We start from the raw sequence: 26,363 nt of genomic DNA on the forward strand, positions 1-26,363 counted from the left end.
CTTCCCAACACGCAATTTTTCCAACGACCCCTGGAGTGGTCCATGAAAACCAGAGCAGCCCTCGCGCTTTCCGTGGCCGGGATCCTCGTGACCGGATCCGCCGCCCTCGCCGTCAATACGCAGGTACTGAGCACCACGCCGTCTGGTACCGGCAACGCGAACAGCGTCCTCCTGCCGAACAACTCCAGCAGCACTGCGGCACCGATCGCCGCCGTCAGCGCGAAAGCTACGCCGAACGTAACGTCCGTGGTGGACGGCGGCAGCACAGTTCCCGCCCCCGCGAAGACTACCGGGGCGCCGGAATCCGGTGACGGCAAGGGCGGCCGGCGGACGACGCCGTCGCCGTCGCCGTCACCGTCGTCCGAGCCTGGTGACGCTGGGGACCATAAGGACGGCACTGCGACGCGTACGTCCGACGCCGGCCCTGCCGTGTCCCAGCCCGGCGGCACCTTCGGTTCCCCGTCAGGGGGCACCGTCGCTGCCGGAGATCCCGCCGTCGTCGCCGCCCAGCCGGGCGACGACAAAGGCGGCCTGCGGACCGTGCGGGAACCGGGCCATGACAAGGGCGGGCAGCGCAACGCTTCCGAGCCCGGAGAAGACAGCGGCGGCCACGGTTCGGACGACTAAAGCGCAATTTACCTCGGGGCGAAAGCCCCCGTAGCGGGCCTTCTGCACTCAAGCGGGAGGCCCGGTCGCATTACCCGAAATAAGCCGGAATTTAGAACCGCCACGCCGCGGAATAGGAAACTCGTTCTTTGTCTAATCCACAAATCAACCTGTATCGTATTCATTTAGGTAGACCGAAATTCCTCTGGAGCCACAACCTCCAGGGACCTCGCCCTGCATCGCAGCGCGCCAGCCACTCTCGGCCCCAAAAAAATCCCCAAACAACCCAGCAATTCCGTGCTGTCCGGAACTACCCGGCCAGCCCAGCTCCCGGCACCATTCTCAGGGGAGCACAACAGTGATGAAAGGCCGGCTTTATGTTCGCCGACACCCGCACCACCTTGACCCGCCCTGAAACCCGTACCGCGACAAACTCCGCACCCAGGTATCAATCCCAGCGCCGTTTCCCGGCCCGCCGTAACCGCGCCGCACTGAGGACTCCCACGTCCCGCAAGCAGACCGTCCGGCTGTTCCTGCTGGGCGTCCTCTGCACCGCCGGCTGGCTCGCGTCCCTGCTTGCGGGGCACTTCGCGGAGTTCGGTCCGGAACTGCACCGCATCGGGCTTGCCGCCCACATCCTCGCCCTGGTGCTGTCCTTCGGCACCATCCTCGTTGTCGACTGGCTGGGCCTGCTGTGGCTCATGGGCAAGGTGCACATGCACGAATCGCCCAAGCTCGAGGCCGCGGCCAAGCCGCTGATCTGGGGCGGCCTGGCACTTCTGCTGGCCTCCGGAGCCCTCATCCAGCCCGACATCACCAATCCTGTGACCGCCGTGAAGCTCGGCTGCGTGCTCGTCCTGATGCTGAACGGCCTGAGCATCGCGCCGGCCATGCACAAGATGTTCGCGCTTCCGCGGGAAACACGCTTCAGTGAACTGGGCCGCCGGCTGCGCCTCAGGCTGCTGATCGCACTCAGCATCTCGCAGGCGTGCTGGTGGACGGCTGTGCTGATCGGCCTCGTGAATAGCACGCTCCGCCGCTGGACGGGGATGTAACCCAGAAGCCGAACGGCCCACACTCCCCTGCGCAGGCCGCCAACTAACTCGCAGTTGTTGTCGTTTTCGAGGCTGAAAACGACAACAACTGCGAGTCAGTTGGTTAGGTATGTCAGTAGTTGCGGCGGTGTTTGAGTCTGGGAAGCACGACGGCGAACACGCCTGCCGCCGCGAACCCCAGTACCCCGGTGGCCGTCACCCCGGCGCCGAGGGAGGCAGCGGCAGTCACCGCGGAGAGGAGCACCGGCCCGCCGGTGGAGCCGGCGTCAGCCATGAACCGCCAGAGGCCCAGGAACTGCCCGCGGCCGCGGTCGGGCGAGAAGTCGGCACCCAGCGTCATCACCAGGCCCGAGCTGATGCCGTTGCCGAAGCCGATCAGCAGGGCCGCCAGCAGCAGGCTGGTGAACCCGGCGGTCAGCGGGATCAGCACCAGCGCGGCGCCCATGATCAGCGTGGACGGGATGGCCACCCACTGCCGCCCGCGCCGGTCCATCACCTTGCCCGCGGGATAGAAGACCAGCATGTCGATCGCACCGGAGAGCCCGTACACCAGCGAAGCATGGGTGGGGTCGAGGCCCAGGTGGTCAGCCCACAGCGGGATCACCACCTGTCGGGAGGCGCGCAGGGCGCTGAGCAGCAGGATGCCCATTCCGGCAGTCAGGAAAACGCCCGCATATGAGACGGCCACGCCGCGCAGTGTGGGTTCCGGGCCGGCCTTGCCATCAGATCCGTGCACCGCCACCAGGTCGGGGACTGCCACGGCGAGGACGGCTGCCGCCGCCATGCCGGCCACGCCCACCCAGTACGCGCCGCTGATGCCAACGAATGCCATTGCGGCGGCGCCGATGAACGGCCCAATGAAAGTTCCGATGCGGCTCACGCCGCCCAGCGTGGACAGGGCACGGGCGCGGAACTCCACGGGAACAGCTTCGGTGAGGTACTTCTGCCGGGCCAGGCTGAAGACGGCAGCGGACATCCCGACGACGGCCATCGCCACCGCGAGCAGCCAGAGCCCGTTGCCAATCACCAGCGACAGCCCGCCGGCCACCAGGGCGAGCGACCCCGCGGCGGCCGCACCCACGATGGACCACCGTTCGCCGAACTTCAGAGTGATCATCGACGCCGGCAGGTTGAAGAACCACGCGCCCAGCCCCATGAGCGTGACGATCAGAGCGGCCACGGCAACGGATGCGCCCAGTTCACGGGCGGTCAGCGCCACAACCGGCAGGATGGCGCCCTGGCCAGTGCTGAACAGGAGGGCAGGGCCGAACGCCGGAACAGCGATGCCGCGAAGGCTGAAGGGCGGCGGGCTGTTCGGAGTCATCCCCATCATCGTAGGCGGGGGCCGGGGCGGCCCGGCGAAAACGCGGGCTCCACGAGGCCAGAATCACAACGATTTGATTTACAAGGCGCCCGGACCTGAATCGAGCTTGGCGAAAGTACTAGGTGTGCTTAGCCTTGAGTCAGGGCGAGGCGCGCGGACCCCAACTGGACATCGAGCATGGTTCCGAAACAACTGAACAGCCGCAGGAGTAATCATGGAAGTCTGGCCGGGCAGCGCGTATCCACTGGGTGCGACCTTTGATGGGATGGGGACAAACTTCGCGCTCTTCAGCGAAGCGGCCACCGCCGTCGAGCTGTGTTTAATAGGTGGCGACGGCACCGAAACGCGCGTCGAGCTCCTCGAAGCAGACGGGTATGTGTGGCACTGCTACCTGCCCCAGATCCAGCCCGGGCAGAAGTACGGATACCGGGTCCACGGGCTCTATGACCCCGCCAGGGGCCAGCGCTGCAACCCCAACAAGCTGCTTCTGGACCCCTATGCCAAGGCCGTCGCCGGGCAGGTGCACTGGCACCCGGCCATGTTCTCCTACAGCTTGGGAGACCCCTCCTCCCGCAACGATCAGGATTCGGCGCCGCACACCATGCTGGGCGTGGTCATCAACCCGTTCTTCGACTGGGCCGGGGACCGGCCGCCCCGGATCCCCTACCACCGCTCCGTCATCTACGAGGCGCACGTCAAGGGTCTCACCGAGCTGCACCCCGAGGTGCCCAAAGAGCAGCGCGGCACCTATGCCGGCGTCGCCCATCCTGCCGTCATTGCGCACCTGCAGCGGCTGGGCATCACGGCCATCGAGCTCATGCCGGTGCACCAGTTCGTCAATGACGGGACGCTGCAGGAGAAGGGCCTGAGCAACTACTGGGGCTACAACACCATCGGCTTCTTCGCACCGCAAAACACCTACAGCTCGATCGGCCAGATGGGCCAGCAGGTCCAGGACTTCAAGGCGATGGTCCGCTCTCTGCACCGTGCGGGGATCGAGGTGATTCTCGACGTCGTCTATAACCACACGGCGGAAGGGAACCATCTGGGGCCCACCCTGAGCTTCAGGGGGATCGACAACGCCGCGTATTACCGTCTGGTGGAGGACGACAAACAGTACTACGTCGATTACACGGGCACCGGAAATACCCTGAATGTCCGGCAGCCCCACTCCCTGCAGCTGCTGATGGATTCGCTGCGGTACTGGGTCACCGAGATGCACGTGGACGGGTTCCGCTTCGATCTCGCCTCCGCTTTGGCCAGGGAGTTTTACGACGTCGACCGGCTCTCCACGTTCTTTGAACTGGTGCAGCAGGACCCGATCGTGTCGCAGGTGAAGCTGATCGCGGAGCCGTGGGACGTTGGCCCGGGCGGTTACCAGGTGGGCAATTTCCCGCCGCAGTGGACGGAGTGGAACGGCAAGTACCGCGACACCGTGCGTGACTTCTGGCGGGGAGAGCCGGCCACGTTGGGCGAGTTCGCATCGCGGCTGACCGGCTCCGCCGACCTGTACGAGCGGTCGGGGCGGCGGCCGGTGGCGTCCATCAACTTCGTCACGGCGCACGACGGCTTCACCCTCCGGGACCTGGTCTCGTACAACGAGAAGCACAATGAAGCCAACGGCGAGGGCAACCGCGACGGCGAATCGCACAACCGCTCGTGGAACTGCGGCGTGGAGGGCCCGACGACGGATCCGAACGTGCTGGCGCTCAGGGCCCGGCAGCGGCGGAACTTCATCGCCACCATGCTGCTGTCGCAGGGCGTGCCGATGATCGCGCACGGCGATGAACTGGGCCGCACCCAACAGGGCAACAACAACGTCTACTGCCAGGATTCCAAGCTCAGCTGGGTCGACTGGGACGCCGTCGACATGCCGCTCATGGACTTCACTTCAGCCGTGAACCGGCTGCGCGCCCAGCACCCCACGTTCCGGCGCAGCACATTCTTCGACGGCCGCCCGGTGCGGCGCGGCAAGGGCGAGAAACTGCCGGACATCGTGTGGCTGAACGAGGACGGCATGGAGATGCTCCCCGAGGACTGGGGCCGCGGCTTCGGCCGGACCATCGGCGTGTTCCTCAACGGGGACGGCATCCAGGGCCGGGACGACCGCGGCCGCCGGATCACAGACGTGAACTTCCTGCTGTACTTCAATGCGCACGACGACGACATCAAGTTCACGCTCCCGGCCGTTGAGTTTGCGGAGGCCTGGGACATGGTGATCAACACGGCCGGCACCGGAGTGGAGCGCGGTCCGATCGACGCCGGCTCGGTGCTGAAGGTGGCCGCCAAGTCCATGGCAGTCCTGCGCGCCCGCGGCCTGAGCCAACCCGAACCCAACCTCTCCATAGCCGCCGGCCTGCAGTCCCCCGGCCGCGCGTAAACCCTACCTGCCCCAGACCCTTCCTCACCTCCCGTCGCCTAAACCCAGACCCTTCCTCACCTCCCGGCGCCCGCCGGCCGACGTGAAAGCGGGTCACGCGGAAATCACCCGGTGGAAACCGCCCGGCAATGTGGCGGCCCCATTCTGAAAGGGCGCCAGTGGCGCAACAGGATCAAGGCGCTGATTGCGCCAGGACGGAGCCCGCCATGGCTGAATCGGCCGCATCCGACGGATCACCCGGGCGCATCACCGACTGCCGAAGCCTCTCCCCCGGCGACGTGGTGGAGGCCCGCTACAACGGCCGTCTTTACTACGAGGGAAAAGTGACGGAAACGGTGCCGGTCCTCGGCATGTTCTGGATCCTCGAGACCCGGACCGGCACCCGGAAGCTCCTTGACCCGCTGGCCCTGCACGTGGTCCGGTTGGCGGCAGCTGAGGGGACCGGCCCCACGCGCTGACGAGTCGGTGACGTTTGCCACAACCCGCATTGCTCTGTATTTTTAGCCTCACAGCGATCTTTCGGGCGGCATTCAGGTAGAAACTGGGGTCTCGCCGTCGTACTTCGGATGATCAGCAGTACGAGCGTCTCTCCTGCACGGCCCTGCCGGACTCTTCGGGGTCCTCTGCCTTGAGCCGCTCTGCCGCGTGCTGAAACCGCCGGGGCCGTCCGGCGGCCGCTTCGTGTATTAGGGGACGCACAAACTATGACCGCTGTATCTAAATGGGTCGCTGCCGGTTCGTCGGCAGCAGTTTTCGCCGGCGGCCTTTTTCTGGGAGCCCCAACAGCCGCCGCGGCACCCGGCGACGCCGCCTGCCAGCAGGCCTTCACCCAGTATGAATCCGCGCTCGCTGCCCGGGGCATCACCCAGGCAACCGTTGCCGATCTCGAGTCCACATTCGACTCAGCGGCGGCCGCGGAAGCTGCGTACATGCCCCTTCAACAGGTTGTCGACGACGCTGAGGCTGCTCTGGCCGCGGCCGAGGCGCAGCTCGCTGCCGACGAGGCCGCCAAGGACGCCGCAGAAGAGGCACTGGAGGAAGCCCAGGCTGCCGGTGATCCCGAGGCGATCGAGGCCGCGCAGATCGCTCATGACGCGGCGGACGAGGCTCGTGGAGACTCGAGAGACGCTGTAGAGCGGCGGGAGTCGGAGTTGAACGCCGCCCTGGTTTCACCGGAGCTCATCCAGGCACGGGACGCCTTGGATGCAGCGGTCGCCAACTTCGAAGCCTTGCTGGCAGCCGTCTCGCTCGACGAAGCTTCCGCCACCAACCTCATGGGCCTTTTCGAGGCGTACCTGACGGCCTGCAACCAGGACTCCCCCGGCGCTGATCCCGCTGCTACGCCGCCGGTCACCCCGCCTGTCGCTCCGCCAGTCAACGCACCGGGAAGCACGCCGGCCGATGCACCGGGAAGCACGACGTCGGCAGTTGCCGGTGCGGTAAGTGTGGCTCCCGCCGGGGGCGGCACCGCCGCTGTAGCAAAGAACAAGGGCCTCAACGTACAGACCGCGGTCGAAGCCGAGCCGAGCGTTGATCCCGGACTGGCGCTCCTGGCCGGGCTCCTCGCGGCGGGAATCGCTGTGCCGACAGGGGTCGCCATGAGGATGCGTCGCATGGAGCGCACCCGCAAGTAGGCACATCACGTGATAGCACCCCTAACGTCCGGCCAGCGCCGGCCCAGCCGCTGGCGCTGGTTTGCTGTGCCCTCCGTCGCCGCCGCGGGCTTGGCAGCCGCTCTCTTCCTGGCCCCGCCGAACGCTGTGACCCCGGACGGTGGCGGCAGCACCGCCGTCGTGCCTTCCGCCGCTCCTGCGGTGGCGGGTTCCCCGAGTGCCGCGGCCGTTGCCCGAAAGGCGGGTCAACCGCGGGCCGCAGCGCCGACGGCGGTGTCGATCGAGGCTGCTGATCTGAATGTGCGGGTCCTGCCGCTGACGCCCAGCGCGGACGAGATGGCTTCGGAGTCGCTGGTGCCGCCGCTGACCCTCGATGCCTACTGGCTCACCAGCTATGGCGTGCCCGGCACCGGCTCCGCCAACACGACGTACATCGTGGGGCACAGCTGGGACGACAGGGATGCCCCGTTCAACCGCCTCAGTGATGAGAGCCTCATTGGCAAGGCGGTCACCGTGACCACTGCGGCGGGCACACTGAAGTACGTCGTGGATTCGGTGACGACGCACGACAAGAACACGCTCAAGGACAGCGACATCTGGAACGTCGTGCCCAACCGGGTTGTGCTGATCAGCTGCTACACCGAGGACCCGTGGGGCAAGAACGTGGTGGTCACGGCCTCCCCTGCCCTGTAGGAACGCCTCCTCAGCTTTCGTCGCCTAATCCCGGACGCTTCCTCAGCTTTCGTCGCTTGTTCCCACACGCTGTCTCAGCGGCAGAAGCAGTCCTATTCATCATTGATGCCGGGACCCTTGATCTCGACAGGCTCGATCAGCGGTGAGGAAGCATCCGCAAAAAACCCGACGAAAAGTGGGGGAGGGTGTGCGGGAGGAGCAGCCGGGCTAGCCGACGTGGATGCCGGGGCGGCGGGCGGGGTCGGGCTCGTTTTCGCGGATGATCTCCCGGACCACGGGGGCGGTGTCGCCGCGGCCCAGGAGCAGGTATCGCATCAGGTGAGCCAGGGGGTTGCCCTCGGCCCACTCGAAGTACGCGTGCGGCCGCACCCCCGGTGGCGTCGCGCAGGGCCAATAGGATCGCGGCGATGGCGTTGGGCGCGGCCGGGCTGGTGGCACGCAGGATACGGTGCCCGGCCACCTCGACGCCGCGCACCTCGAGGACGTCACTGAAGCCCGACGGGTCCGTGACGTCGATCTCGAGGAACATCACGTCGGCCGTGCCGGGCACGGGGTTGTTCTCCCGCTGCGCGGCCTCCTTCTCCGCGTACTCCGCGGCGTCCCTGGCCTGCGGGCGGTTGGCGATGATGTTGATCCGCCCGTCGTAGTCCAGCGTGTCCGTCACGAAGCGCCGCGCTGCCTCGTCGAACTCGATCCGGTCCACCCGCAGCTCGGTGGTCCGGGAGACACGGGACACCAGCGACACCACCACGATGCCCAGGATGAAGAACCCGGAGATCGCCAGGCCGTCCGGCTTCTCGATCACGTTCTCCACCAGCGCGTACAGCATGACGAGGGTCAGGAGGGTAAAGCCGACCGCGGCCCCCCGCTTCTTCTTGCGCGCGGCGGAGATGCTTACGGCCACCGCGCCGGAGACCATCATTGCCAGGATGCCGGTGGCATAGGCGCCGGCCTGGGCGTTGACGTCGGCCTTGAAGCCGATGGTGATGAGGATGCTGATGGCCGTGTACACCAGGACCACGGGACGCACCGCGCGCGACCAGTCGGGCGCCATGCCGTAGGAGGGAAGGTACCGGGGCACGATGTTGATCAGCCCGGCCATCGCGGAGGCACCGGCGAACCACAGGATCAGGATGCTGCTGATGTCGTAAACAGAACCGAAGCCATTGCCGAGCCGTTCATGCGCCAAGTAGGCCAAAGCACGGCCGTTCGCCGGCCCGCCCTCCTGGAACGCCTCGGCCCGGATCAGCACGGTGGTCACGAAGCTGCTGCCGATCAGGTAGACGCTCATCACCACGGCCGCCGTCGTGAGGAGCTTGCGGGTATTGCGGATCCGGTTCTGCAGCATCTCCTCCGGCGTGGCACCGGGCGCCTTCACCAGTGGCATCATGCTGACGCCGGTCTCGAAGCCGGAGAGGCCCAGCACCAGCAGCGGAAACGCCAGGACCGCCGGGCCGGCGATGTTGCCAAAACCGCCGCCAAAGGAGGTGAGTTGCGACATCCAGGCGGCGACGGCACCCGGCTGGGTGACGGCGTCGTAAATTCCAGTGCCGATGACGACGGCGTTGAGCAGCAGAAAGACACCCACCAGCGGAATGGCCACGGCCACCGCCTCGGAGAAGCCCAGCAGGAACACCCCGCCCAGGATCAGCAGCATCACCACGGTGATGGGCACCGCCTGGCCTTCGAGGAACGGCGGCAGGTAGGGGTTCTCCAGCATGTGCACGGTGGCGTCGGCCGCGGACAGGGTGATGGTGATGATCCACGACGTCGCCACGAACCCGAGCAGCACCAGCACGAACACCTTCCCGCGCCAGAACGGCAGCAGGTTTTCGAGCATGGCCACGGACCCCTGCCCGTGCGGGCTCTCGTGCGCCACCCGCCGGTACATCGGCAGCATGCCCAGCAGCGTCAGGCCCACGATCAGCAGCGTGGCCAGCGGCGACAGTGCACCGGCGGCGAGCGCGGCGATGCCCGGCAGATACGACAGCGTGGAGAAGTAGTCCACGCCGGTCAGGCACATGACCTTCCACCAGCTCTGCTGATGCCCGGTGCCCTCCCCGGACTCCGGCCCCACCGGCTGGTGCACCTTGTGCTCCAGCAGCCACCGCGTGAGCGCGCCGCCGGGGCCATCTTCCCGCTCTGGGTTGGGCACGCTGGCCGGAACGGAGTACTGGGCAGGTGCGGTCATGAAGTGTCTTTCTGGATTTGCGGGAAAGGCCCCGTCGTCGGGCCGCTGGAGAGCGACGGGAGGGCGGCCGGGGAGCGCTCACGGGTTCCGCCGTCGGACGGGCGGGACGGTGTCCGACGGCGGGGGCTACTTCGTTGCTCTGATGAGCCGGTAGATCATGTAGCCGGTTGCGCCGATCCCGAGGATCAGCCACAGCAACGGGGCGCTTTGGGTCAGCATGGCAGGACACGGCCTTGTGTGCTTGAGGTGGCCACGGGGTCCTTCGATTCATATGGGCAGTTTGCTGATGACCACGGGAGCCTAGCATCGGCCGGATTCCGAAAAGCGCCAAGACCGGGGATCTTAACGCTTTCTTAACGCCTCCCTCTTCATACCGGCCTCGGGGAATTCCGCGGTGGTAGCGTGACGCGTATGCGCGACGTTCCTGCCCCGAAGGCCCGGCCTGCAGGCAGGAACGCCCCGCCGGCAGGCAGGAGGTCCCGGCCGGCAGCGAAAACTGCCAGGCGCGCGGCCAAAAATGCAACGAAAACTGCCAAAACCAACCGGAAAGCGGCCGGATCGGACCGCGGGTTCAGTGGGCTGTGGCCCGCCGGCTCGAAGGTGTTCCCCCGCATCCTCAACGTTTTCGCGCCGCAGCACCCGGCCCAGGTGATCGTGCTCGGGTTCGCCGGGGCTGTCGCCGTCGGCACGATCTTTCTCATGCTGCCCATCTCGCGGAACGGCCCGGAGGGCGCACCCTTCCTTACTGCCTTGTTCACCTCCACGTCCTCGGTGTGTGTCACGGGGCTGATCACCGTTGACACGCCGGTGTACTGGAGCGGCTTCGGCAAGGCGGTGATCATGGCCCTGATCCAGATCGGCGGCTTCGGGGTCATGTCCTTCGGCACGCTGCTGGGTGTGCTCATGGCCCGCCGGCTCGGCCTGCGCTCACGGCTTTCAGCGGCCGCGGAGACCAAGAGCACCGGCTTTGGCGACGTCCGCCAGGTGCTGCTCGGCGTGCTGACCATCAGCGTCACCGTGGAGATCGTGCTCGCCGGCATCCTGGCGGCGAGGCTCGTTGCCGGCTACGGCTACGAGCCCGGGCGTGCGCTGTGGCACGGCGTCTTCCATGCGGTGTCCTCCTTCAACAACGCCGGATTCGCTCTGCACACGGACAACCTCATCGGCTTCTCCGGGGACCCGTGGATCTGCCTGCCCATCGCCGCCGCTGTGATCATCGGCGGCCTCGGCTTCCCGGTGCTGTTCGAGCTGCGCCGGCAGTACCAGCGGCCCATCCACTGGAGCATGAACACCAAGCTGGTCCTGGTGGGCACCGCGGTACTCCTGGTCAGCGGCACGGTCTTCCTCACCGCCGTCGAGTGGTCCAACCCGGCCACGCTGGGCGGGCTCAAGCCCGGAGAGCGCATCCTGGCCGGCTTCTTCCAGTCAGTCATCACCCGCACGGCTGGATTCAACAGCATAGACATCGGACAGATGCACCCCGTGTCCTGGATGGGCATGGATATTTTGATGTTCATCGGCGGCGGCCCGGCCAGCACCGCAGGCGGCCTGAAAATCACCACCTTCGGTGTGCTGTTCTTCATCCTCCTGACGGAACTGCAGGGCGGCACGGCCGTAAACATCTTCGGCAAGCGCCTCTCCCGGGCGGTGCACCGGCAGGCGATCGCGGTGGTTCTGCTGGCCCTCGCGCTGGTGGTCGGCTCCACGATGTTCCTGATGCTTATCACGGACTTCGGCCAGGAGCGGATCCTGTTCGAGGTGGTTTCGGCGTTCGCCACGGTGGGACTGTCCACCGGCATCACCGCCGCCATGCCGCCGGCCGGGCAGGTGGTGCTGATCCTGCTGATGTTCATCGGCCGCCTCGGCCCGGTGACGCTCGGCGCCGCACTGGCCCTCCGCGAACGCCCGCTGCTCTACGAATACCCCAAGGAAAGGCCCCTCATTGGCTAAGAACTTTTTCTCCCGGCCCGCCGAAACAGCGGCGCAGGCGGACTCGGTGGTGGTGATCGGCCTGGGCCGCTTCGGCGGGTCGCTGGCGCTGGAGCTGGAGGCGCAGGGCACCGAGGTGCTGGGCATCGACTCCAACGAGGACACCGTGCAGTCCTACAACGGCCGGCTGACCCACGTGGTCCGGGCGGACTCCACCAAGGAAGAGGTGCTGCGCCAGCTCTCCGTCCACGAGTTCGATCGCGCCGTGGTGGGCATCGGCAGCGACATCGAGGCGAGCATCCTGACGACGTCGCGCCTGCTCACGTTCAAGAAGCCGCAGATCTGGGCCAAGGCCATCAGCGAGCCGCATGCCGAGATCCTCAACCAGCTTGGCGTGGACCACGTGATCCGCCCCGAGCACGACATGGGCAAGCGCGTGGCCCACCTGGTCCGCGGCTCGCTGCTGGACTACGTCGAGTTCGAGGACGACTTCGTGATGATCCGCACCAGCCCGCCCGCTGAGGCCCGCGACCGTCCGCTCGGCGTGCTGGGCCTGCGCGACAAGTACGGCATCACCATCGTGGCGGTCAAGCGCCCGGGCGGTATCTGGGGCCACACCACGGCGCAGACCGTCCTGTACGACGACGACCAGATCATCGTGCAGGGCAGCAAGACCCAGGCGGAGCGGTTCAGCAACCTACCCTGACGCTTACCGCATGGCAGGTTATCGCATGGCCGGTTACCGCGTGGCCGGTGCCTCAATAAAGACCACCTGGCTCAAGCTTCTGACAGGCCTCCGACTCCGGGCGGCAGGCTTGCCGACGGCGTTAGCCGGGATCCCGGCGTCGGCCGCCCTGGGCTTGCCGGTACCGTTGGAAAGCCCGACGGCGTTAGCCGCCTTTGCGGTCTGGATCCGCCGCACGCTAAGCTGCTCGAGGTCCAGCAGCCGGCGCGTGCCGGTCCGGGCGTCGATGATCCAGAACAGGCCGATGTCCTGGAACGTGCTGCTCACGGTCCCACGGTGAGCCAGCCGTCCCCGGTGCCAGGCCTCGATCTCGTCGCCTACAGCCAGCTCTGCACTGGACCGCACTTCAGGCTCCACATCTTCGTTCACGGCCGGTCCCCCTCCATTGGAATGTTGATGGGACCAGCCTGCACCACGATGTTTTCTAAAACGTTTCGCGCTGGTGCTTGGAGTGTGTCTGCGCTGTTTCCGGCGCCGCCTGCGAGCGCACCTTTGGTTGGCACGTTCGCGTTGCAGACGGTGTTTCCGTTGTAAACGGTGCCCCGGCCTCTGGATTAGTCGTCGGAGCCCCAGGAGGGGAAGTTGACGCCCGGAGGACCGCTGACCACGGCTGTGATGCGTCCACCCGGGGAGACAATGCAAATTCGGTCAATTCTGGCCTCTGTGTCAACGCAGCCGCTGAGTAGCTTGCGCCCGTCGGGCGACCATACGGCCTTGAAGAATTTCAGGTCCGGGGTTCTCGGCTGGATCACCCGAAGTCGGTTGCCATCCGGATGGACCGAAAGGATCGATCCGTAGTCTGGGGCCTTCGTGTTTTCGGGTTCGATGTTGAACGTGATCGAGCGGCCGTCGGGCGACCAGTCCGGGTGTTCCAGGCCTGGGCGTGGCGAGACAACCTGATGCAGCCCTGTTCCATCTGAGTTGATGACGTAGATAGCCTCGAGTTGCCCCTCGGGGCTGTCGCCGGTGATGCGTCCGAAGGCTATTCGCGTTCCGTCGGGCGAGAATACCGGTTCGACGTCCAGGGCGTTGCGGGTGAGCTGCTTTGGACTGGATCCGTCAGCGAGCATTATCCAAATTGACACGCTGAAAGTTGGTTGGCCGAACGGAAACGCGTCGTACACGATGGACTTGCCGTCGGGTGACCACTTGGGGCATTCCTGTACGCCGGGGGCCGTCGTGAGGGCTTTTCGGTTCCGTCCGTCGGGCTCGATCGTGGCGATGTGGACTCCGGCATCGTCAATGAAGTCGAACGCGATCCGGTCTCCGTCGGGGGCCCAGTCCGAGAAATTGGCTTGATCCTGGGTCAGACGCCGTTGGTGGGATCCGTCAGAGTCGGCAGTCCAGAGACTGAAACCGTCGATGGCCGGGTCCAAGCGCCCAAATGCTATGTCTCCGTTTTCGGGTTTCCGCTCCTGGTCAGCCCTCGACGCTGTCGCAGGCATGGGACCTATGAGAGACAGCACCGCCGCAAGCACAGTGATAAGGGCAGGCTTGGTACGCATGCGCTACTCCTTCGACTAGGCCCCGTCTTGGCCGGGGCGCCACTGTATCGAAGGAGGCCTCTTCGTCTGCGCAAATATCCTCCGCCGGGCCGCCTTAGTCAATACTCTGGACAAACCGCAAGCAGCGGTTATCGCCTAGCTCTCAAAGTTCTTGCAGCGCGCATCCGCGTTAAGGGCAGGAGCCTTCCGGAGCCGCCGCCGATAAACTGGGAGTGGCCGCCGCGGCAGCGGGCCGCCCCGGCTTTCCCAACAGGAGGTCATGATGGGTTTGGGTGACAAGATCCACAATGCCGCCGAGAAACTCCACGGCAAAAGCAAGGAAGCAGCCGGACGCGCCACCGGTGACAACCGGCTCAGGGCTGAGGGCAGGGAGCGCCACATCAGGGCCGACCTCAAGCAGGCCGGCGAAAAGATCAAGGACGCCTTCAGGAGGCACTGACCCAAGGTCCCGCTTCAATGCTCGAGGCCCTGTCCGGTAAGAGCGGACAGGGCCTCGCCGCGTCTTCGGCAGCCCTGCTACCGGAGAGCGGCGAGGGTCGACGCCAGCGCGACGTGGACGGCCGTTCCGGCAAGGACACTGACCACGGCGTTCCCGCGCCAAAGGTGCAGCCCGGCTGTGACGGCGAATCCTGCTGCGACCGCGATGGTCGTCGGGGTGAGCGAGGTGGGAGGGAGTCATCGCCGGATACCGTGCACTCATCGACCCAGTCGCCGCGGGCCGGAGCTTCTGCGTCATCATATCGGTCGAGATCACCATGACCGACCGTCAGACCGTTGAAGACTTCGAAACAGCTGTCGCAGCGCTGGAGGAAGTAACGGAAGTCCGGCGGGTCTACGGAGTGCCGGACTATATCGTGAGGGTCGACGTCGCAGACGGCAACGAGTACGAACGGTTCCAGACCCAGAAGATGACCAAGCTGCCCGGAGTCCATCGCATCATTTCCCATCCGATGATGAAGCTCATCAAGAGCCGCTACTGAGCGGCACGGCTACCAACCAGGGCAGGCGTTAAAAAACCGTTAAGATTCCGCCGCGGCCGGCGTAAATGCTGTTGGGGCGAAGCGCGGCACAGTACCTTTGATCCAATGCCGTCCTGCGATGGCCCCCAACACCGCAGGGCGGCATTTCCATGCCCTCGGGCGAGGGCCCCACCTGCCGAAAAGTACGACGGCGGCACTCCCGACGCCGCCTCTGCCCGTGCCCGATCTCCCCCACACCAAAGAAAAGTAAGCCACCTCACTATTTCACCCATCCGGCCCCGGCGCTGCTCCGAACTGCCTGTGTCCCACCTACGGGAGATCCACCACCACTCGCACGAGGAGAACGCTTCCGATGAATAAGACTTTGCGACTTTTGGCCGTCCCCACCCTCGCACTTGGCGCGCTTGCCCTCTCCGGCGCACCGGCCATGGCCGCCGACGGCGACCAGGCCTACCAAGCCACGCTCGGCCAGCTTAACGGCAGCTCCGCCTCGGGCACCGTCACCCTACACGTCACCGGCAACCAGGCCCACGTGGTCCTGAATGTCTCCGGCCTCGCCCAGACATTCAACAATGCGCCGTACCCGCACGTGCAGCACATCCACGTCGGTGCCAAGGGCCAGTGCCCCGGCCCGGCGGCGGACACCAACGGCGACGGAGTCATCTCCACCACCGAAGGCGGACCGTCCTACGGCAAGATCGGCACCACGCTCTCCACCAGCGGGGACACCAGCCCGGCGGCTGGCCTGGACCTCAAGGTTGCAGGCCAGGGCGGCGCCTACACGATCGACCGCAGCTTCCCGCTCAACGCCGAGACCAAGGCAGCCCTGCAGAACGGCACCGCCGCCGTGGTGGTCCACGGCCTGGATCCCGCCACGTTGAGCGCCGCCGGCCAGGCTGCCAAGAGCGACCTCGTGCCCAGCCTGCCGCTGGCGGCCACATCGCCGGCCCTCTGCGGCACCCTCGCCGTCGGCCAGATGAACATGCCGGTGGGCGGCGCTGACACCGGCGTTGCGCAGACTCCGCAGAAGAACGACGCCGGTGTGCTGGCTTTGGGCGGGGGCCTCGTCCTTGCTGCCGCTGCGGGAGGAACGTACATCGTTCGCCGCCGCAAGGCGGCCGACGCCGCGTAGGTTCCCGCCCGGACCGCGCCCGGCGGCAAACCGGATCGGGCACGGGTTCCGGCGGCCGCGGACGCCTTGGGGGCGCCCGCGGCCGCCGACTCCTGCCCTATCCGCCCCCGTTGAAGAGCCCGTCACACCGCACCGGTCACGCCGAAGGACCACCAGGACAGGACGCGAGAATGAGCAGAAAACTGAAAGCCCGCACCCACACCATGGCGTCTTTGGCCGTAGCGTCGCTACTGCTGTCCGGCTGTGCAGCAGCCGTGGGAAGCACCAACCCTGTTGAGTCGGCAGCAGCAACAGCGCCAGCACCGCAGTCCGAAGCACGGGCGCCGGCGGGCGCAGCGGCCACGCACGCCCGCGACCAGCACGCAGCAGCCCAAACGGCCGGCCCGTCCGAGGCCTCCAAAATGATCTGTGCGCAAGAAGCCAAGGAGGACATTTCCTCCATCCTGGCCCTGCAGCAGGCACCGCACACCGTCGACAACTGGTCGGACAGCACCTACAGCTGCACCTACCACCTGGCCGGCGGCCCCCTCGTGATCTCCGTGAAGGAATCCCCGGACCCCGCCGTCACGCGCAAACACTTCGACGCCCTGCAGGTGAAGCTCAACGCGGAACCCATCAAGGGCCTCGCCAACCTCGGCTTCCCGGCGGCCCAGACCGCCGACGGGTCGGTCGTCTTCCTCAAGGACAACAGCACCCTGCACGTCAACGCCACCGGGCTGCCCGCCGCCGTCGGCCCCCAGAAAGTGTCGCGCACGGATTTCGCCTACCAGGTGGCCACCACTATCCTGGCCTGCTGGAAAGAACACCACTGAGCATGTACTCCCCTAACGCCACGCCTCCCTCGCGCCGCCGCAAGAATCCGGCGGCCGCCCTCCTGTTTCTGGGCGCGCTCGTCCTGAGCGGCTGCGGAACGGCGGCGCCGTCGTCGGCACCCACCGCCGGAACGCCGTCGGCAACGCAGTCCGCTGCTTCAGCGCCAGGGTTACCGTCACCGGCCGTAAGTACGACGCCGGCAGCCGCCCCGGCGGCAAAGGTCCCCTCCCCTGTCCGGCCCGCTCCCGCTCCGGCTCCCGTGACAGTCACGGTGCCCGCCATCGGCGTGCAGACGCCGCTGGTGAAGCTGGGACTGCGGAAGAACGGGTCGCTGGAGGTGCCGCCGGACGGGCCCGGCGCGCCCGCCGGCTGGTATTCGGGATCGCCGTCACCCGGCGAAACCGGCCCGGCCGTGATGCTGGGCCACGTTAACGCCACCGACGGCGGCCCCGGTGTCTTCGCCAACCTCCGCGGACTGAAACCCGGGACCGAGATTATCGTGCGGCTCGCCGACCGCAGCACCGCCGTCTTCGCCGTGACCAGGGCCGCGGCCTACAGCAAGAACAGCTTCCCCACGCTGGAGGTCTACGGCAACACCAAGGGCCCGGAGCTGAGACTCATCACGTGCGACGGCTACGACCCCGCTTCCGGTCTGTTCAACGACAATTACGTGGTCTACGCGAAGCTCAAGGCCAAGCCGGCGGGCTGACGTAACCGCTGGTGGCTCCGGCAGGGCGGAAACGGCGTACGCTCATTGATATCTGAGTGCCCCAGAAAAGCCGTGTGACCATGCATCATCTGAGTAAATTGGCAGTTATAGGAGCCGCGCTTTTGCTCGCTCTGTCTGCAGCGAGCGGCCCGTCCCAGCCCGCAACAAGCAAGTCCGTTTCAGCAGCAAGGGCCGACTTCCTGCCCGCAATGCCGCAGCCCGCCATAAGCCAGCCTTCAACAGGCCAGCCCGCAGCTGTCCCCCGTACCGTCCGCAAGCCCGCCGTCCCCCATACTGCCGCCGTGGCGGCCGCACCCACCCCGGCGCAGCAGCTCGCCCGGCTCACACTGGCGCAGCGTGTCGGCCAGCTGTTCATGGTGGCGGCCACGGCTACCGGCGCGGACGCCAACACCATGTCCGGCCTCACCAGGTTCCACGTCGGCAACGTCTATCTTGCGGGGCGCAGCCGCGCGGGCACTGCGGCGACGGCCGCCGTCGTGCGCCGGATGACAGCAACCGTGTCGGCGGCCACCACGGGCGGCATCCGCCTCGCGGTAGCGACGGACCAGGAGGGCGGCTTCGTCCAGGTCCTAAGCGGCCCCGGCTTCTCGGCGATCCCCACAGCGCTTGCCCAGGGAACACAGGCGACGGCGGCCCTCCAGGCAAACGCGCGCGTGTGGGGAAGCCAGTTGCGCGCGGCCGGGCTCACCATGAACCTGGCACCGGTTTTGGACACAGTGCCGAGCAGACAATTCGCCCCGCGCAACGCGCCCATCGGGTTCTTTGCTCGCGAATACGGGTTCACGCCGCAGGCGGTCTCAACCCACGGCGGCGCCTTCGCGGCCGGCATGCGACAGGCAGGCATCGCCCCCGTCGTCAAGCATTTCCCTGGTCTGGGACGCGTTGTCCTGAACACGGACACAAGCCGGAACGTCAAAGACACCGTCACCACGCGCACCGACCCTTACCTGATGCCGTTCCGGACCGCGATCCAGTCGGGCGCCCGATGGGTGATGGTCGCGAGTGCCTACTACACGCGCATCGACGCCGGCCACATCGCGCCGTTCTCACCGCTGATCATGCGGACGATGTTGCGCTCGGACCTGCACTTCACCGGCGTCGTCCTGTCCGACGACCTGTGCAACGCGGCGCAGCTGGCTCCGTGGGCCCTGGGCACCCGGGCCACGAGCTTCATCCATGCCGGCGGAACCATGCTGCTGTGCGCTAACCCCCGCGCCATTCCCGCCATGTACACCGCGGTGCTTCAGCTTGCCCAGCACAATCCCGCCTTCGCCGCGGAGGTCAACGCCGCCGCGCTGAAGGTGCTGACGGTTAAAGCCGGACGGTAAGCGGTAAAGCCGGACGGGAAGCGCGAACGGACACTTGGCGCCCTTGCCTGAAGGGCCTCAAGTTTCCGTTCGCGCTCGACCAAGCCGCGCTAGCTGAGCGCCGGCACCTGCACCTGCCCCGGCTTGAAGCGGGCGCCGGAGCCGGGGTACGTGGGCACGTCGATCCGGGCGTGCGTGTGGACCTCACTGACCGTCGCCTTGGTGTGCTCCGCGATCCGCTCCAGCGTGGTCACCCACATGCCATCCATCGCCTTGACCCGCTCGATCAGCCGCTCCAGGGCCACCGCTTTGGACGGCCGGCCCGAGATGAACGGGTGGTTGGTGAGCACGAAGCAGCTTCCCTGCGAGTGGTGCGCCTCCGCCTCAAGCGTCCACATCTCCAGCACCTTCGCGGGGCTTTCGATCACGCCGCTGCCGGTCACGCCGGGATAGAACGCGTACTGCTCCCAGTCGTCGAGGGTCCAGTCAACGGGGATCTCCACGATGTCGCGGGTGTCGCCGGCGCCGGAGGGAGAACCCGAGGCGACAGACATCCGGTACGGCGCGTCGCCGTCGAGCAGGCTCGAGTCGTAGAGGAAGCCGCGGTCCGCGAGCAGCGCCGGCGAGTGCCAGTTCAGCTCCCACCACGGCGCCCGGTACCCCACGGGACGGATCCCGGCGACCTTCTCCAGCGCCTCCAGTCCCCGGTCCATGTAGCTAGCCTCGGTAGCGGCGTCGATCCCCTGCATCGGCTCGTGCAGGTAGCCGTGGTGCGCAACCTCGTGGCCGCCGTCGACGATCTGACGCACAACGTCCGGGTAGCTTTCTGCCGTGAACCCGGGGATGAAGAACGTCCCGTGGACCTCCTGCCGCGCGAGGATCTGCAGGAGTCGGGGCACCGCAACCTTGGGCCCGTACGACTGGTGGCTCATGAGCGACATGCGCCGGGTGCTGGTGGGGTCGTGCGCAATGACGCAGGATTCGGCGTCGACATCGAAGGTGAAGGACGCGGCGGCGGTGAAGCCGGCGGGCCAGATGATGGGGTGCTGGGAATCCGCAAAGGTGCTGGTGCTCATGCCGGAGTTCCTTTCGTCAGAGGGCGAAGTGGAGAGGTACAGAAACGTTTAGAGTTCGACGGCGGGAACCGGCTGGGGTGCCTGGGCAGCGTCAGGCGCGCCTGCCGTGGAGGCGGTGCCGCCGTCGGACGTCACCGTCACGTACGGCCAGTGCAGCCGGGGGCCGAGAACCGCGTAGACCGCGGCGCTGGTGAGGCCGCCGGCCAGCCAGGAGAGGTCCCAGCCGCCCAGGGCAACCGCAATGGGGCCCTGCATCACCGGAACCAGTCCGTACATGAACAGCCAGGTGGCCACGATGCCGGCGAGCAGCGCGGTCACGCCGGCCCAGTTGACCACGGGCAGGCGGCGGGTGCCGACGCCGTCGAATAGCCGTTCCACGTTGCCGGGCCAGCGCTTCTCAAGCCAGAAGTAGTGCACCAGCATCACGCCGCCCCAGGCTGCCACCCAGGCCACCAGGCCGATCAGCCAGGCGTCCAGCACCGCTGCGAAGTCCTCCTGGAAGATGAAGTAGACCACGGCGATGAGCGAGAAGACGCCGACGAACAGGTTAAGTTTCCGGCGGCTGATGGTGATGTCGAGCGCCTGCGTGGCCACGGAGAACGTGTAGATGTTCAGGATGTTGGTGGCGATGGGCCCGTGCAGCACCATCAGGAGCACGGGCAGGGCCATGGCGCCGAAGTTCTGGACGATGAGCTTGCCGGGGTCCGACCTCGCCACTGTTGGTGGCGAGGCTGGCGCCGAGGACGCCGAGCCAGACGACGGGGATGAACTGGCCCAGGACGGAGGCCAGATAGACCTTCTTCTGGGGCACCGAGGTACTGACAAAGCGGGAGTAGTCGGCGGCGTAGGTGAACCAGGTGATGCCCCAGCCGATGCCGATGGCCGTCATCACGGCGCTCATGGCGGCGATACGCTCGGAGCCTTCCAGGATGTTGCCGGCGGGGCCTGCGTAGGTCCAGTCGATCTTGAGGCCGAACCACGCCACGGCGGACATGACCGCCAGGATGATGATGGTGGGTGGCACTGTCCATTTTTCGAAGGCGGCGATCGCCTTGTAGCCGAACCACGCGATGGCAACCTGGGCGGCCATGATCAACGTGGCGACGCCGATCTTCCAGGCGTAGTTGTGGGCCGCAGGGTCCACCCAGCCCAGCGTGCCGAAGAGTGCCATGACCAGATCGAGGATGATCCAGGTGTTGACGGCGCACCAGCCCACCACCAACAGCGCCTGGATGGCGGCCGGCAGGTAGTTGCCGCGGCGGCCGAACGCGGCCCGGGCCAGGACCATGCCGGTGGCGCCGGTCTTTTGGCCGAGCAGGACGAAGCAGCCGAAGAGCAGCATGCCGATCAGGTTGCCCAGGACCAGGACGGTGACGGTGTCGGCGAACCCAAGGCCCAGGTTGATGCCCAGGGCGCCGAGGACCCAGTTGATCGGGGCGAGGTTGGCGCCCGCCCAGATCCAGAACTGGCCCGACACTTTGCGGGTGCGCGCGGATTCGGGAATGGGCTGGAGCCAGGCTTCGAAGTCCTCGGCCTGCTCCATTGCGGGCTCGGACTGCGGTGTTGAGGAGTTGTGCATCGGAAAAGCCTCCGTGTGAGGAAGAAGAGCCTCCGTGAAGAAGGGATGGATTAAGCGTATGTGCACCACATCACAGCAACAAGATACGATCCGTCTAAGAGAATCCCTTTCCTTATGACGGAGTGTCATGTTCCTCGAAGAAGTCCTGAATCACCGGAGCGTCCAGTCGGCTGACCCGCTCCTGCGCGCCGCAGCGTCCGCCGTCCAGGGCAAGCAGGTGCGGTGGGTGCACTCAAGCGAGGTCCTGGACATCGCTCCCCTGCTCCGGGGCGGCGAGCTCCTCCTCAGCGGCGGGCAGGCTCTGGCCACGGCCACCGATGAACGGCGGGTGGACTATATCCGTGAGCTGGCGGGGCGTGGCGTCGCCGCCCTTGCCATCGAGACCGGCGCGGACCTGCCGGACATCCCTGAGTCGATGCTGGTTGCTGCCGAGTCCAACGGCCTGCCGCTGTTCGAGCTGCGCAAGGTGGCTCCCTTCGTGGGCATCATGCAGGAGATCAACTCGATCCTGGTTGGCCAGTCCGTGGAGCTGCTGCAGCGCGGCGACGAGATCAGCCACGCCATGGCCGCCGAACTCGCCCACGGCGGCGGCTTGGACGAGGTGCTCGCTGTACTCGCCGGAAAGACGGGGACGAGCGTGCGGCTGGTGTCGCCCGCGGGCCTGACGCTCGGGAGTGCTGGAGCGGCCGGCGCCGGTGGCGCGGGCGGTGGTCCGGGAACCGCCGGTACGGGGACCGTGAGTACCGGGACTTTGAGTACGACGGCGGTCGACGTTCCGGTCCGCGGTGTGCTGGCAGCGCGGCTGGAGCTGGAACTGCCCGAAGGTATCGACCCGACGTTCATCCGGGTGGCGGGCGAACGGTCGGTCGACATTCTTGGCCTGGGCGCTGCTGCAGCGGATGCCGCCGGGCCTGAAGGAACTGGCGGGAGCGGAACTGATGCGCGCCGTGCATTCCGGCGCCCAGCCATGGCGGCTGGAGCAGCTGGGGGCGGCGGCGGGCTTCGCCATCGACGGTCCGGTGGCCGCCGTCATGATCCGTTCCGCCGCATCGGGCAGGCTCCGCCCGGCGCTGGACACGATCCTGGCAGGGTCGGTTCCGCATGCCGCGAGCTACGCGGACAAGCTGGAGCTTATCGCACTGGCCGGCCTCCCCGGCGAGGGAACCCGGTCATCGCGGACTTCGCTGATCGAGGCGCTGGGCAGCCTCGATGTCCCGGAAGGTTCCGCGATCGCCGTCGGACCTCTGGGGCAGGGCATCGGCGAGGCGGCCTGGTCCATGACGGAGGCCCGCCGGACGCTGGACCTGGCCCCGCGGACTGGGCGTGCTGGGCGTCCCGCCCGGCAGGTGCGGGACGCGGACGCGTTTGGTGCCGAGCGCCTGGCTGCCGAGAGTATCGACGCCGGTGCCCGCCGCGACTTCGTCCGCCGGACGCTGGGGCCCATCCTCGAGCACGACGAGCAACGGAACTCGCAGCTCGTGCATACTCTGACCGTGTGGCTCGACTCCGGCTGCAACACGGCGCAGGCGGCACGCGAGCTGCATCTGGAACGGCAGTCGATGTACCACCGGCTGCAGCGCATCTTCGAGCTCTGCGGCGGCGACCCCCGGGGAACCGGCCGCCTCGTGGGCCTGCATCTGGCAACCCGCCTCGCCCCGCTCCCCTAAGCACCCATCGAGGTCCACCCGGGTCAGACCCTGTACACCCCGCCGGGTGAGGAACACTGGCACGCTGCCGCGCCTGGCTGTTTCATGGCGCACATCGCCATGCTTGAGAACGGGGACGACCCCGCCACCACCACAAACTGACTCGAGCACATTACCGACGACGAATACAACGGCGCCCAGTCCTGACCGTTCCTCAAGACCGGCCTTGCGGACTTCCTCGCTGCGTACCGCGAGGCCCACGCCGAGGGTCGCACCGGGGCAGGAGCTGGCGTAATCCTGTTCGGTGCCCGGCCTCCCGCAATAATCAGCCCGATTGAAGGCGACTCTCGAGACTGAAGACAAACGCTCCTTCAGATCCTGTCGCTTCAAGCCGAACGCTCCCGCAGAACCCGTCGCTTACGCGTCGGAATTCTGTTTCAATGCCGCCCGCGTCCACAGGACCCGTTAACGCTCAGGAGAATTGGCGCAATTGGATGCACTGAAACCGTGCGGCCTGGCGCTTGAAGAATCCCACTTCTACCCCATCATCGGCGCTCGATGTCGCCTCGCATGAATCTACCTGAGGCCCGCTGGTGGTCTGGATATGCTCGACCCATGTTGCCCGAACGCTACCTTGCCGAACTCGCACACCTCCTGGGCTCCCTCGAAAGGCTGGCTCGCCAGCCGGAGAACATGTTGCGCCGTTCGGTTCCGGCCTGTCCGGGCTGGAGTCTCGATGCGCTTTTCGGGCATCTCGGCTCGATAGAACGATGGGCTGCTGCCGTGGTCCGTGCCGGCAAGTACGTCCAGGAACCGGCCCCGCCTGCAGAGAAGGCAGCAGCATGGTTCCTCGAAGGGGTGCCTTGCTTCCTGGCCACGATGACTTCCCTGGATCCCGTGGCGCCGTGCTGGAACTTCGGCCCTCCCCCGCATACGGCCGGATTCTGGTTACGCCGGCAGGCCCACGAACACGCGATCCACCTCGTCGACGCCCATCAGGCATCCGGCTTGGCGGATCCGGAGTTCGCCGAGGGCTTCCTGCTCGACGGCGTCGACGAGGCCCTGGCAATGTTCGCCCCACGGCAGCTCCGGCTGAAGCGGATGACCGACCCAGGGCAGGCCGTGACCTTCCGCATACCCAACGGCACGGCATGGACTCTCGGCAGCGGGGACATCGCGGCATCAGTCACCGCAGCGCCACGGGAAATGTATCTGGGCCTCTGGGGACGCTCCAGCCTTTCAGACGCCGCCATACTCGACGGCGACGTCGGCCTTGCGTTACGTGTCATCCGTGGTCCGCTTACGCCATAAAGGAACCACTTCCGGTAAAGGGTGAGTGAGCGCTCCGAAAAAGCCGGTCAGAAGTGAGAGAGCATTTGCACGTGTAGGGCCAGGCCTATGGATCGCAACGCGAGATGGTCATTTTTAATCTTTCCGCATTACGGATTTATCTTTCCGGAAACACGGGTTTCCTAACGTGGGATGTGATCTTGCGGCATTCAGTGTGCCGTTGTCCTTCAACGAACAGGCACAGGCATGAACATCACCGGGCCCACCGCAGCACCCCCTGCGAAGAAGAAGCCGCTTTATAAGTCCCTTTTCTTCCAGATTCTGGTGGCAGTCGTGGCCGGCATCCTGATCGGCCACATCTGGCCGGACATCGGTGCAGGCCTCCGGCCGCTTGGGGACGGCTTCATCCAGCTCATCAAGATGATCATCGCCCCGTTGATCTTCCTGGTGATCGTCACCGGCATCGCGGCAGTCAGCGACGTAAAGGCGGTAGGCCGGGTAGGCGTCAAGGCTCTGGCCTACTTCACGGCCGCCACCCTTTTCGCCCTCGTTTTCGGCCTTGCGGTGGGGAACCTGGTCCAGCCCGGTGCCGGCCTAAACATCGATCCGGCGTCGCTCTCCCAGGACGCCCTCAACGCCAAAACCGCCACAGCCCCGCCCAAGGACGCGGGCGCCTTCCTTCTGGGCATCATTCCCACCAGCGTGATCGGCGCCTTTGCCAGCAACAGCCTCCTGCAGGTGCTGTGCTTCTCCGTGTTCTTCGGCGCCGCGATCGTCGTCGTCGGCCGTGAACGCTGTCTCCCCGTGATCACCCTGATGGAAACGGTGCTGGAACTGTTTTTCAAGATCATGAGCTGGGTCATGCGGGTAGCGCCGGTGGGCGCATTCGGCGCCATGGCCTTCATCATCGGCCAGTACGGCCTCGGCTCCCTGAGTACCTATGCACTGCTGATCGCCGCCTGCTACGGTGCCGCGATCATCTTCATCGGCCTGCTGTTCGTGGTGGCCTGGGTGTACCCGCGGGTGCCGCTGTGGCAGTTCTTGAAGTACACCCGGGAGGAATTTCTTCTCGCCCTGGGGACCGCGTCCACCGAATCCGTGCTGCCCCGCATCATGACCAAGCTGACGAATGCCGGCTGCTCCCGGGCCACCACCGGCTTGGTGGTCCCCACCGGTTACTCCTTCAATCTGGACGGCGCGGCCCTGTATCTGTCCATCTCGCTGCTGTTCCTGGCGCAGGCCTTCGGCTACAACCTGGATCTTGGCCAGCAGCTCGCCGCCCTGGGTGTCCTCATGCTGACCTCCAAGGGCATGGCCGGCGTGCCCGGGTCCGCATTCCTGGCGCTCTCCGCCACCGCCGGTGCCCTGGGGATCTTCCCGGTAGCCGGCGTCGCGCTGCTCCTCGGCGCCGACCGGCTCATGGACTCCATGCGGGTGGTGGTGAACCTGCTGGGCAACTGTGTCGCCACGTTCGTGGTGGCCAGGTGGGAGGGCCAGTTCGACCGCGCCGCCATGCTGCGCGCCTTTGCCGGCGAGATGACGACGGCGGATGCTGGGCCGGAGTCAATTGGCGCCGGAGTGCCGGGTAGGCCAGCGGCGGGGACCGACGTCGAACTTTCGTCTGCTGCCGCTACGCCCGCAGCCGTGCGATAGCGGCCTGCTCCCTGTCGTGCCAGTGCAATTTCGTCCCCGGTCATCGCTGCGAATCATAGACCAGGCGCCCTTGCACGGGTAGGCGGCCATGGGCGAAGACGTCGCCAGGGTGAACA

21 protein-coding genes and 4 pseudogenes are annotated in these 26,363 nt (G+C 66.6%); 19 read left to right on the forward strand and 6 right to left on the reverse strand.

Going from position 1 to position 26,363, the window contains the following annotated elements; translation table 11 throughout:
* Positions 1-42 precede the first annotated feature (42 nt).
* On the forward strand, positions 43-627 hold the full coding sequence (locus QFZ33_RS19945) for a hypothetical protein (protein WP_307030262.1): 585 nt from the start codon (positions 43-45) through the stop codon (positions 625-627).
* Positions 628-983: 356 nt separating this feature from the next.
* The gene (locus QFZ33_RS19950) at positions 984-1,661 is read left to right on the forward strand and encodes a hypothetical protein (RefSeq protein WP_307030264.1); all 678 of its coding nucleotides are present in this window, start codon (positions 984-986) and stop codon (positions 1,659-1,661) included.
* A gap of 112 nt (positions 1,662-1,773) precedes the next feature.
* Here the strand turns inward: QFZ33_RS19950 and QFZ33_RS19955 are convergent, their stop codons facing one another.
* Positions 1,774-2,985, reverse strand: a complete 1,212-nt coding sequence (locus tag QFZ33_RS19955) for an MFS transporter (RefSeq protein WP_307030266.1) — start codon at positions 2,983-2,985, stop codon at positions 1,774-1,776.
* A gap of 214 nt (positions 2,986-3,199) precedes the next feature.
* On the opposite strand from QFZ33_RS19955, the gene glgX reads away from it, so the two are divergent.
* The 4 genes from glgX to QFZ33_RS19975 all read left to right on the forward strand — a co-directional run bounded on the left by glgX (position 3,200) and on the right by QFZ33_RS19975 (position 7,671).
* Positions 3,200-5,365, forward strand: coding sequence for a glycogen debranching protein GlgX (gene glgX / locus QFZ33_RS19960; RefSeq protein WP_307030268.1), 2,166 nt, complete (start codon positions 3,200-3,202; stop codon positions 5,363-5,365).
* A gap of 206 nt (positions 5,366-5,571) precedes the next feature.
* A complete protein-coding gene (locus QFZ33_RS19965) occupies positions 5,572-5,823 on the forward strand; it encodes a hypothetical protein (protein WP_307030270.1) in 252 nt (83 codons plus the stop codon).
* Positions 5,824-6,069: 246 nt separating this feature from the next.
* The gene (locus QFZ33_RS19970; RefSeq protein WP_307030272.1) at positions 6,070-6,999 is read left to right on the forward strand and encodes a hypothetical protein; all 930 of its coding nucleotides are present in this window, start codon (positions 6,070-6,072) and stop codon (positions 6,997-6,999) included.
* A 9-nt stretch (positions 7,000-7,008) separates the two neighbouring features.
* Positions 7,009-7,671 carry a class F sortase gene (locus QFZ33_RS19975; protein WP_307030274.1) on the forward strand — a complete coding sequence of 221 codons (663 nt, stop codon included), beginning with the start codon at positions 7,009-7,011 and terminating at the stop codon, positions 7,669-7,671.
* A 207-nt stretch (positions 7,672-7,878) separates the two neighbouring features.
* Here QFZ33_RS19975 and QFZ33_RS19980 read toward each other — a convergent pair.
* Positions 7,879-9,862: pseudogene (locus QFZ33_RS19980) on the reverse strand (amino acid transporter).
* A 411-nt stretch (positions 9,863-10,273) separates the two neighbouring features.
* Here QFZ33_RS19980 and QFZ33_RS19985 point away from each other — a divergent pair.
* Both QFZ33_RS19985 and QFZ33_RS19990 read left to right on the forward strand, forming a co-directional pair.
* On the forward strand, positions 10,274-11,812 hold the full coding sequence (locus tag QFZ33_RS19985) for a TrkH family potassium uptake protein (protein WP_307030277.1): 1,539 nt from the start codon (positions 10,274-10,276) through the stop codon (positions 11,810-11,812).
* A complete protein-coding gene (locus QFZ33_RS19990) occupies positions 11,805-12,497 on the forward strand; it encodes a potassium channel family protein (RefSeq protein WP_102971311.1) in 693 nt (230 codons plus the stop codon). The genes QFZ33_RS19985 and QFZ33_RS19990 overlap by 8 nt, the downstream gene beginning before the upstream one ends.
* A gap of 33 nt (positions 12,498-12,530) precedes the next feature.
* On the opposite strand, the gene QFZ33_RS19995 is transcribed toward QFZ33_RS19990, so the two are convergent.
* A complete protein-coding gene (locus QFZ33_RS19995) occupies positions 12,531-12,905 on the reverse strand; it encodes a hypothetical protein (protein ID WP_307030280.1) in 375 nt (124 codons plus the stop codon).
* A gap of 185 nt (positions 12,906-13,090) precedes the next feature.
* Entirely contained in the window at positions 13,091-13,912 is an 822-nt protein-coding gene (locus QFZ33_RS20000; protein ID WP_307030281.1) for a hypothetical protein, read from the reverse strand.
* 391 nt (positions 13,913-14,303) lie between these two features.
* Between QFZ33_RS20000 and QFZ33_RS20005 the strand changes: the two genes are divergently transcribed.
* From QFZ33_RS20005 to QFZ33_RS20030, 6 genes are all read left to right on the forward strand, one after another.
* Positions 14,304-14,480: a CsbD family protein gene (locus QFZ33_RS20005; RefSeq protein ID WP_307031918.1), complete on the forward strand. Its 177-nt coding sequence runs from the start codon at positions 14,304-14,306 to the stop codon at positions 14,478-14,480.
* Between the two features lie 298 nt (positions 14,481-14,778).
* A complete protein-coding gene (locus QFZ33_RS20010; RefSeq protein ID WP_373427361.1) occupies positions 14,779-15,021 on the forward strand; it encodes an Lrp/AsnC ligand binding domain-containing protein in 243 nt (80 codons plus the stop codon).
* Between the two features lie 352 nt (positions 15,022-15,373).
* A complete protein-coding gene (locus QFZ33_RS20015) occupies positions 15,374-16,153 on the forward strand; it encodes a hypothetical protein (RefSeq protein WP_307030285.1) in 780 nt (259 codons plus the stop codon).
* A 170-nt stretch (positions 16,154-16,323) separates the two neighbouring features.
* Entirely contained in the window at positions 16,324-16,965 is a 642-nt protein-coding gene (locus QFZ33_RS20020; protein ID WP_307030287.1) for a hypothetical protein, read from the forward strand.
* 2 nt (positions 16,966-16,967) lie between these two features.
* Positions 16,968-17,675 (forward strand): class F sortase, encoded by a 708-nt coding sequence (locus QFZ33_RS20025; RefSeq protein ID WP_307030289.1) that lies wholly within the window; start codon positions 16,968-16,970, stop codon positions 17,673-17,675.
* A gap of 302 nt (positions 17,676-17,977) precedes the next feature.
* Positions 17,978-19,024 (forward strand): glycoside hydrolase family 3 N-terminal domain-containing protein, encoded by a 1,047-nt coding sequence (locus QFZ33_RS20030; RefSeq protein WP_307030291.1) that lies wholly within the window; start codon positions 17,978-17,980, stop codon positions 19,022-19,024.
* An 89-nt stretch (positions 19,025-19,113) separates the two neighbouring features.
* On the opposite strand, the gene QFZ33_RS20035 is transcribed toward QFZ33_RS20030, so the two are convergent.
* Together QFZ33_RS20035 and QFZ33_RS20040 are read right to left on the reverse strand one after the other, a co-directional pair.
* Entirely contained in the window at positions 19,114-20,079 is a 966-nt protein-coding gene (locus QFZ33_RS20035) for a polysaccharide deacetylase family protein (protein ID WP_307030293.1), read from the reverse strand.
* 48 nt (positions 20,080-20,127) lie between these two features.
* Positions 20,128-21,658 (reverse strand): annotated as a pseudogene (locus tag QFZ33_RS20040) (purine-cytosine permease family protein).
* 226 nt (positions 21,659-21,884) lie between these two features.
* On the opposite strand from QFZ33_RS20040, the pseudogene QFZ33_RS20045 reads away from it, so the two are divergent.
* From QFZ33_RS20045 to QFZ33_RS20065, 5 genes and pseudogenes are all read left to right on the forward strand, one after another.
* Positions 21,885-22,103, forward strand: a pseudogene (locus QFZ33_RS20045) (PucR family transcriptional regulator ligand-binding domain-containing protein); the annotation flags it as partial.
* 493 nt (positions 22,104-22,596) lie between these two features.
* A complete protein-coding gene (locus QFZ33_RS20050) occupies positions 22,597-23,325 on the forward strand; it encodes a PucR family transcriptional regulator (protein ID WP_307030295.1) in 729 nt (242 codons plus the stop codon).
* 6 nt (positions 23,326-23,331) lie between these two features.
* Positions 23,332-23,466, forward strand: a pseudogene (locus QFZ33_RS20055) (cupin domain-containing protein); the annotation flags it as partial.
* Positions 23,467-23,919: 453 nt separating this feature from the next.
* Positions 23,920-24,615 (forward strand): maleylpyruvate isomerase family mycothiol-dependent enzyme, encoded by a 696-nt coding sequence (locus QFZ33_RS20060; protein ID WP_307030297.1) that lies wholly within the window; start codon positions 23,920-23,922, stop codon positions 24,613-24,615.
* A 225-nt stretch (positions 24,616-24,840) separates the two neighbouring features.
* Positions 24,841-26,247, forward strand: a complete 1,407-nt coding sequence (locus QFZ33_RS20065) for a cation:dicarboxylate symporter family transporter (protein WP_307030299.1) — start codon at positions 24,841-24,843, stop codon at positions 26,245-26,247.
* The last annotated feature ends 116 nt before the right edge of the window (positions 26,248-26,363 follow it).

This window comes from Arthrobacter globiformis, assembly GCF_030815865.1.
In the GTDB taxonomy this organism is placed as follows: domain Bacteria; phylum Actinomycetota; class Actinomycetes; order Actinomycetales; family Micrococcaceae; genus Arthrobacter; species Arthrobacter globiformis_B.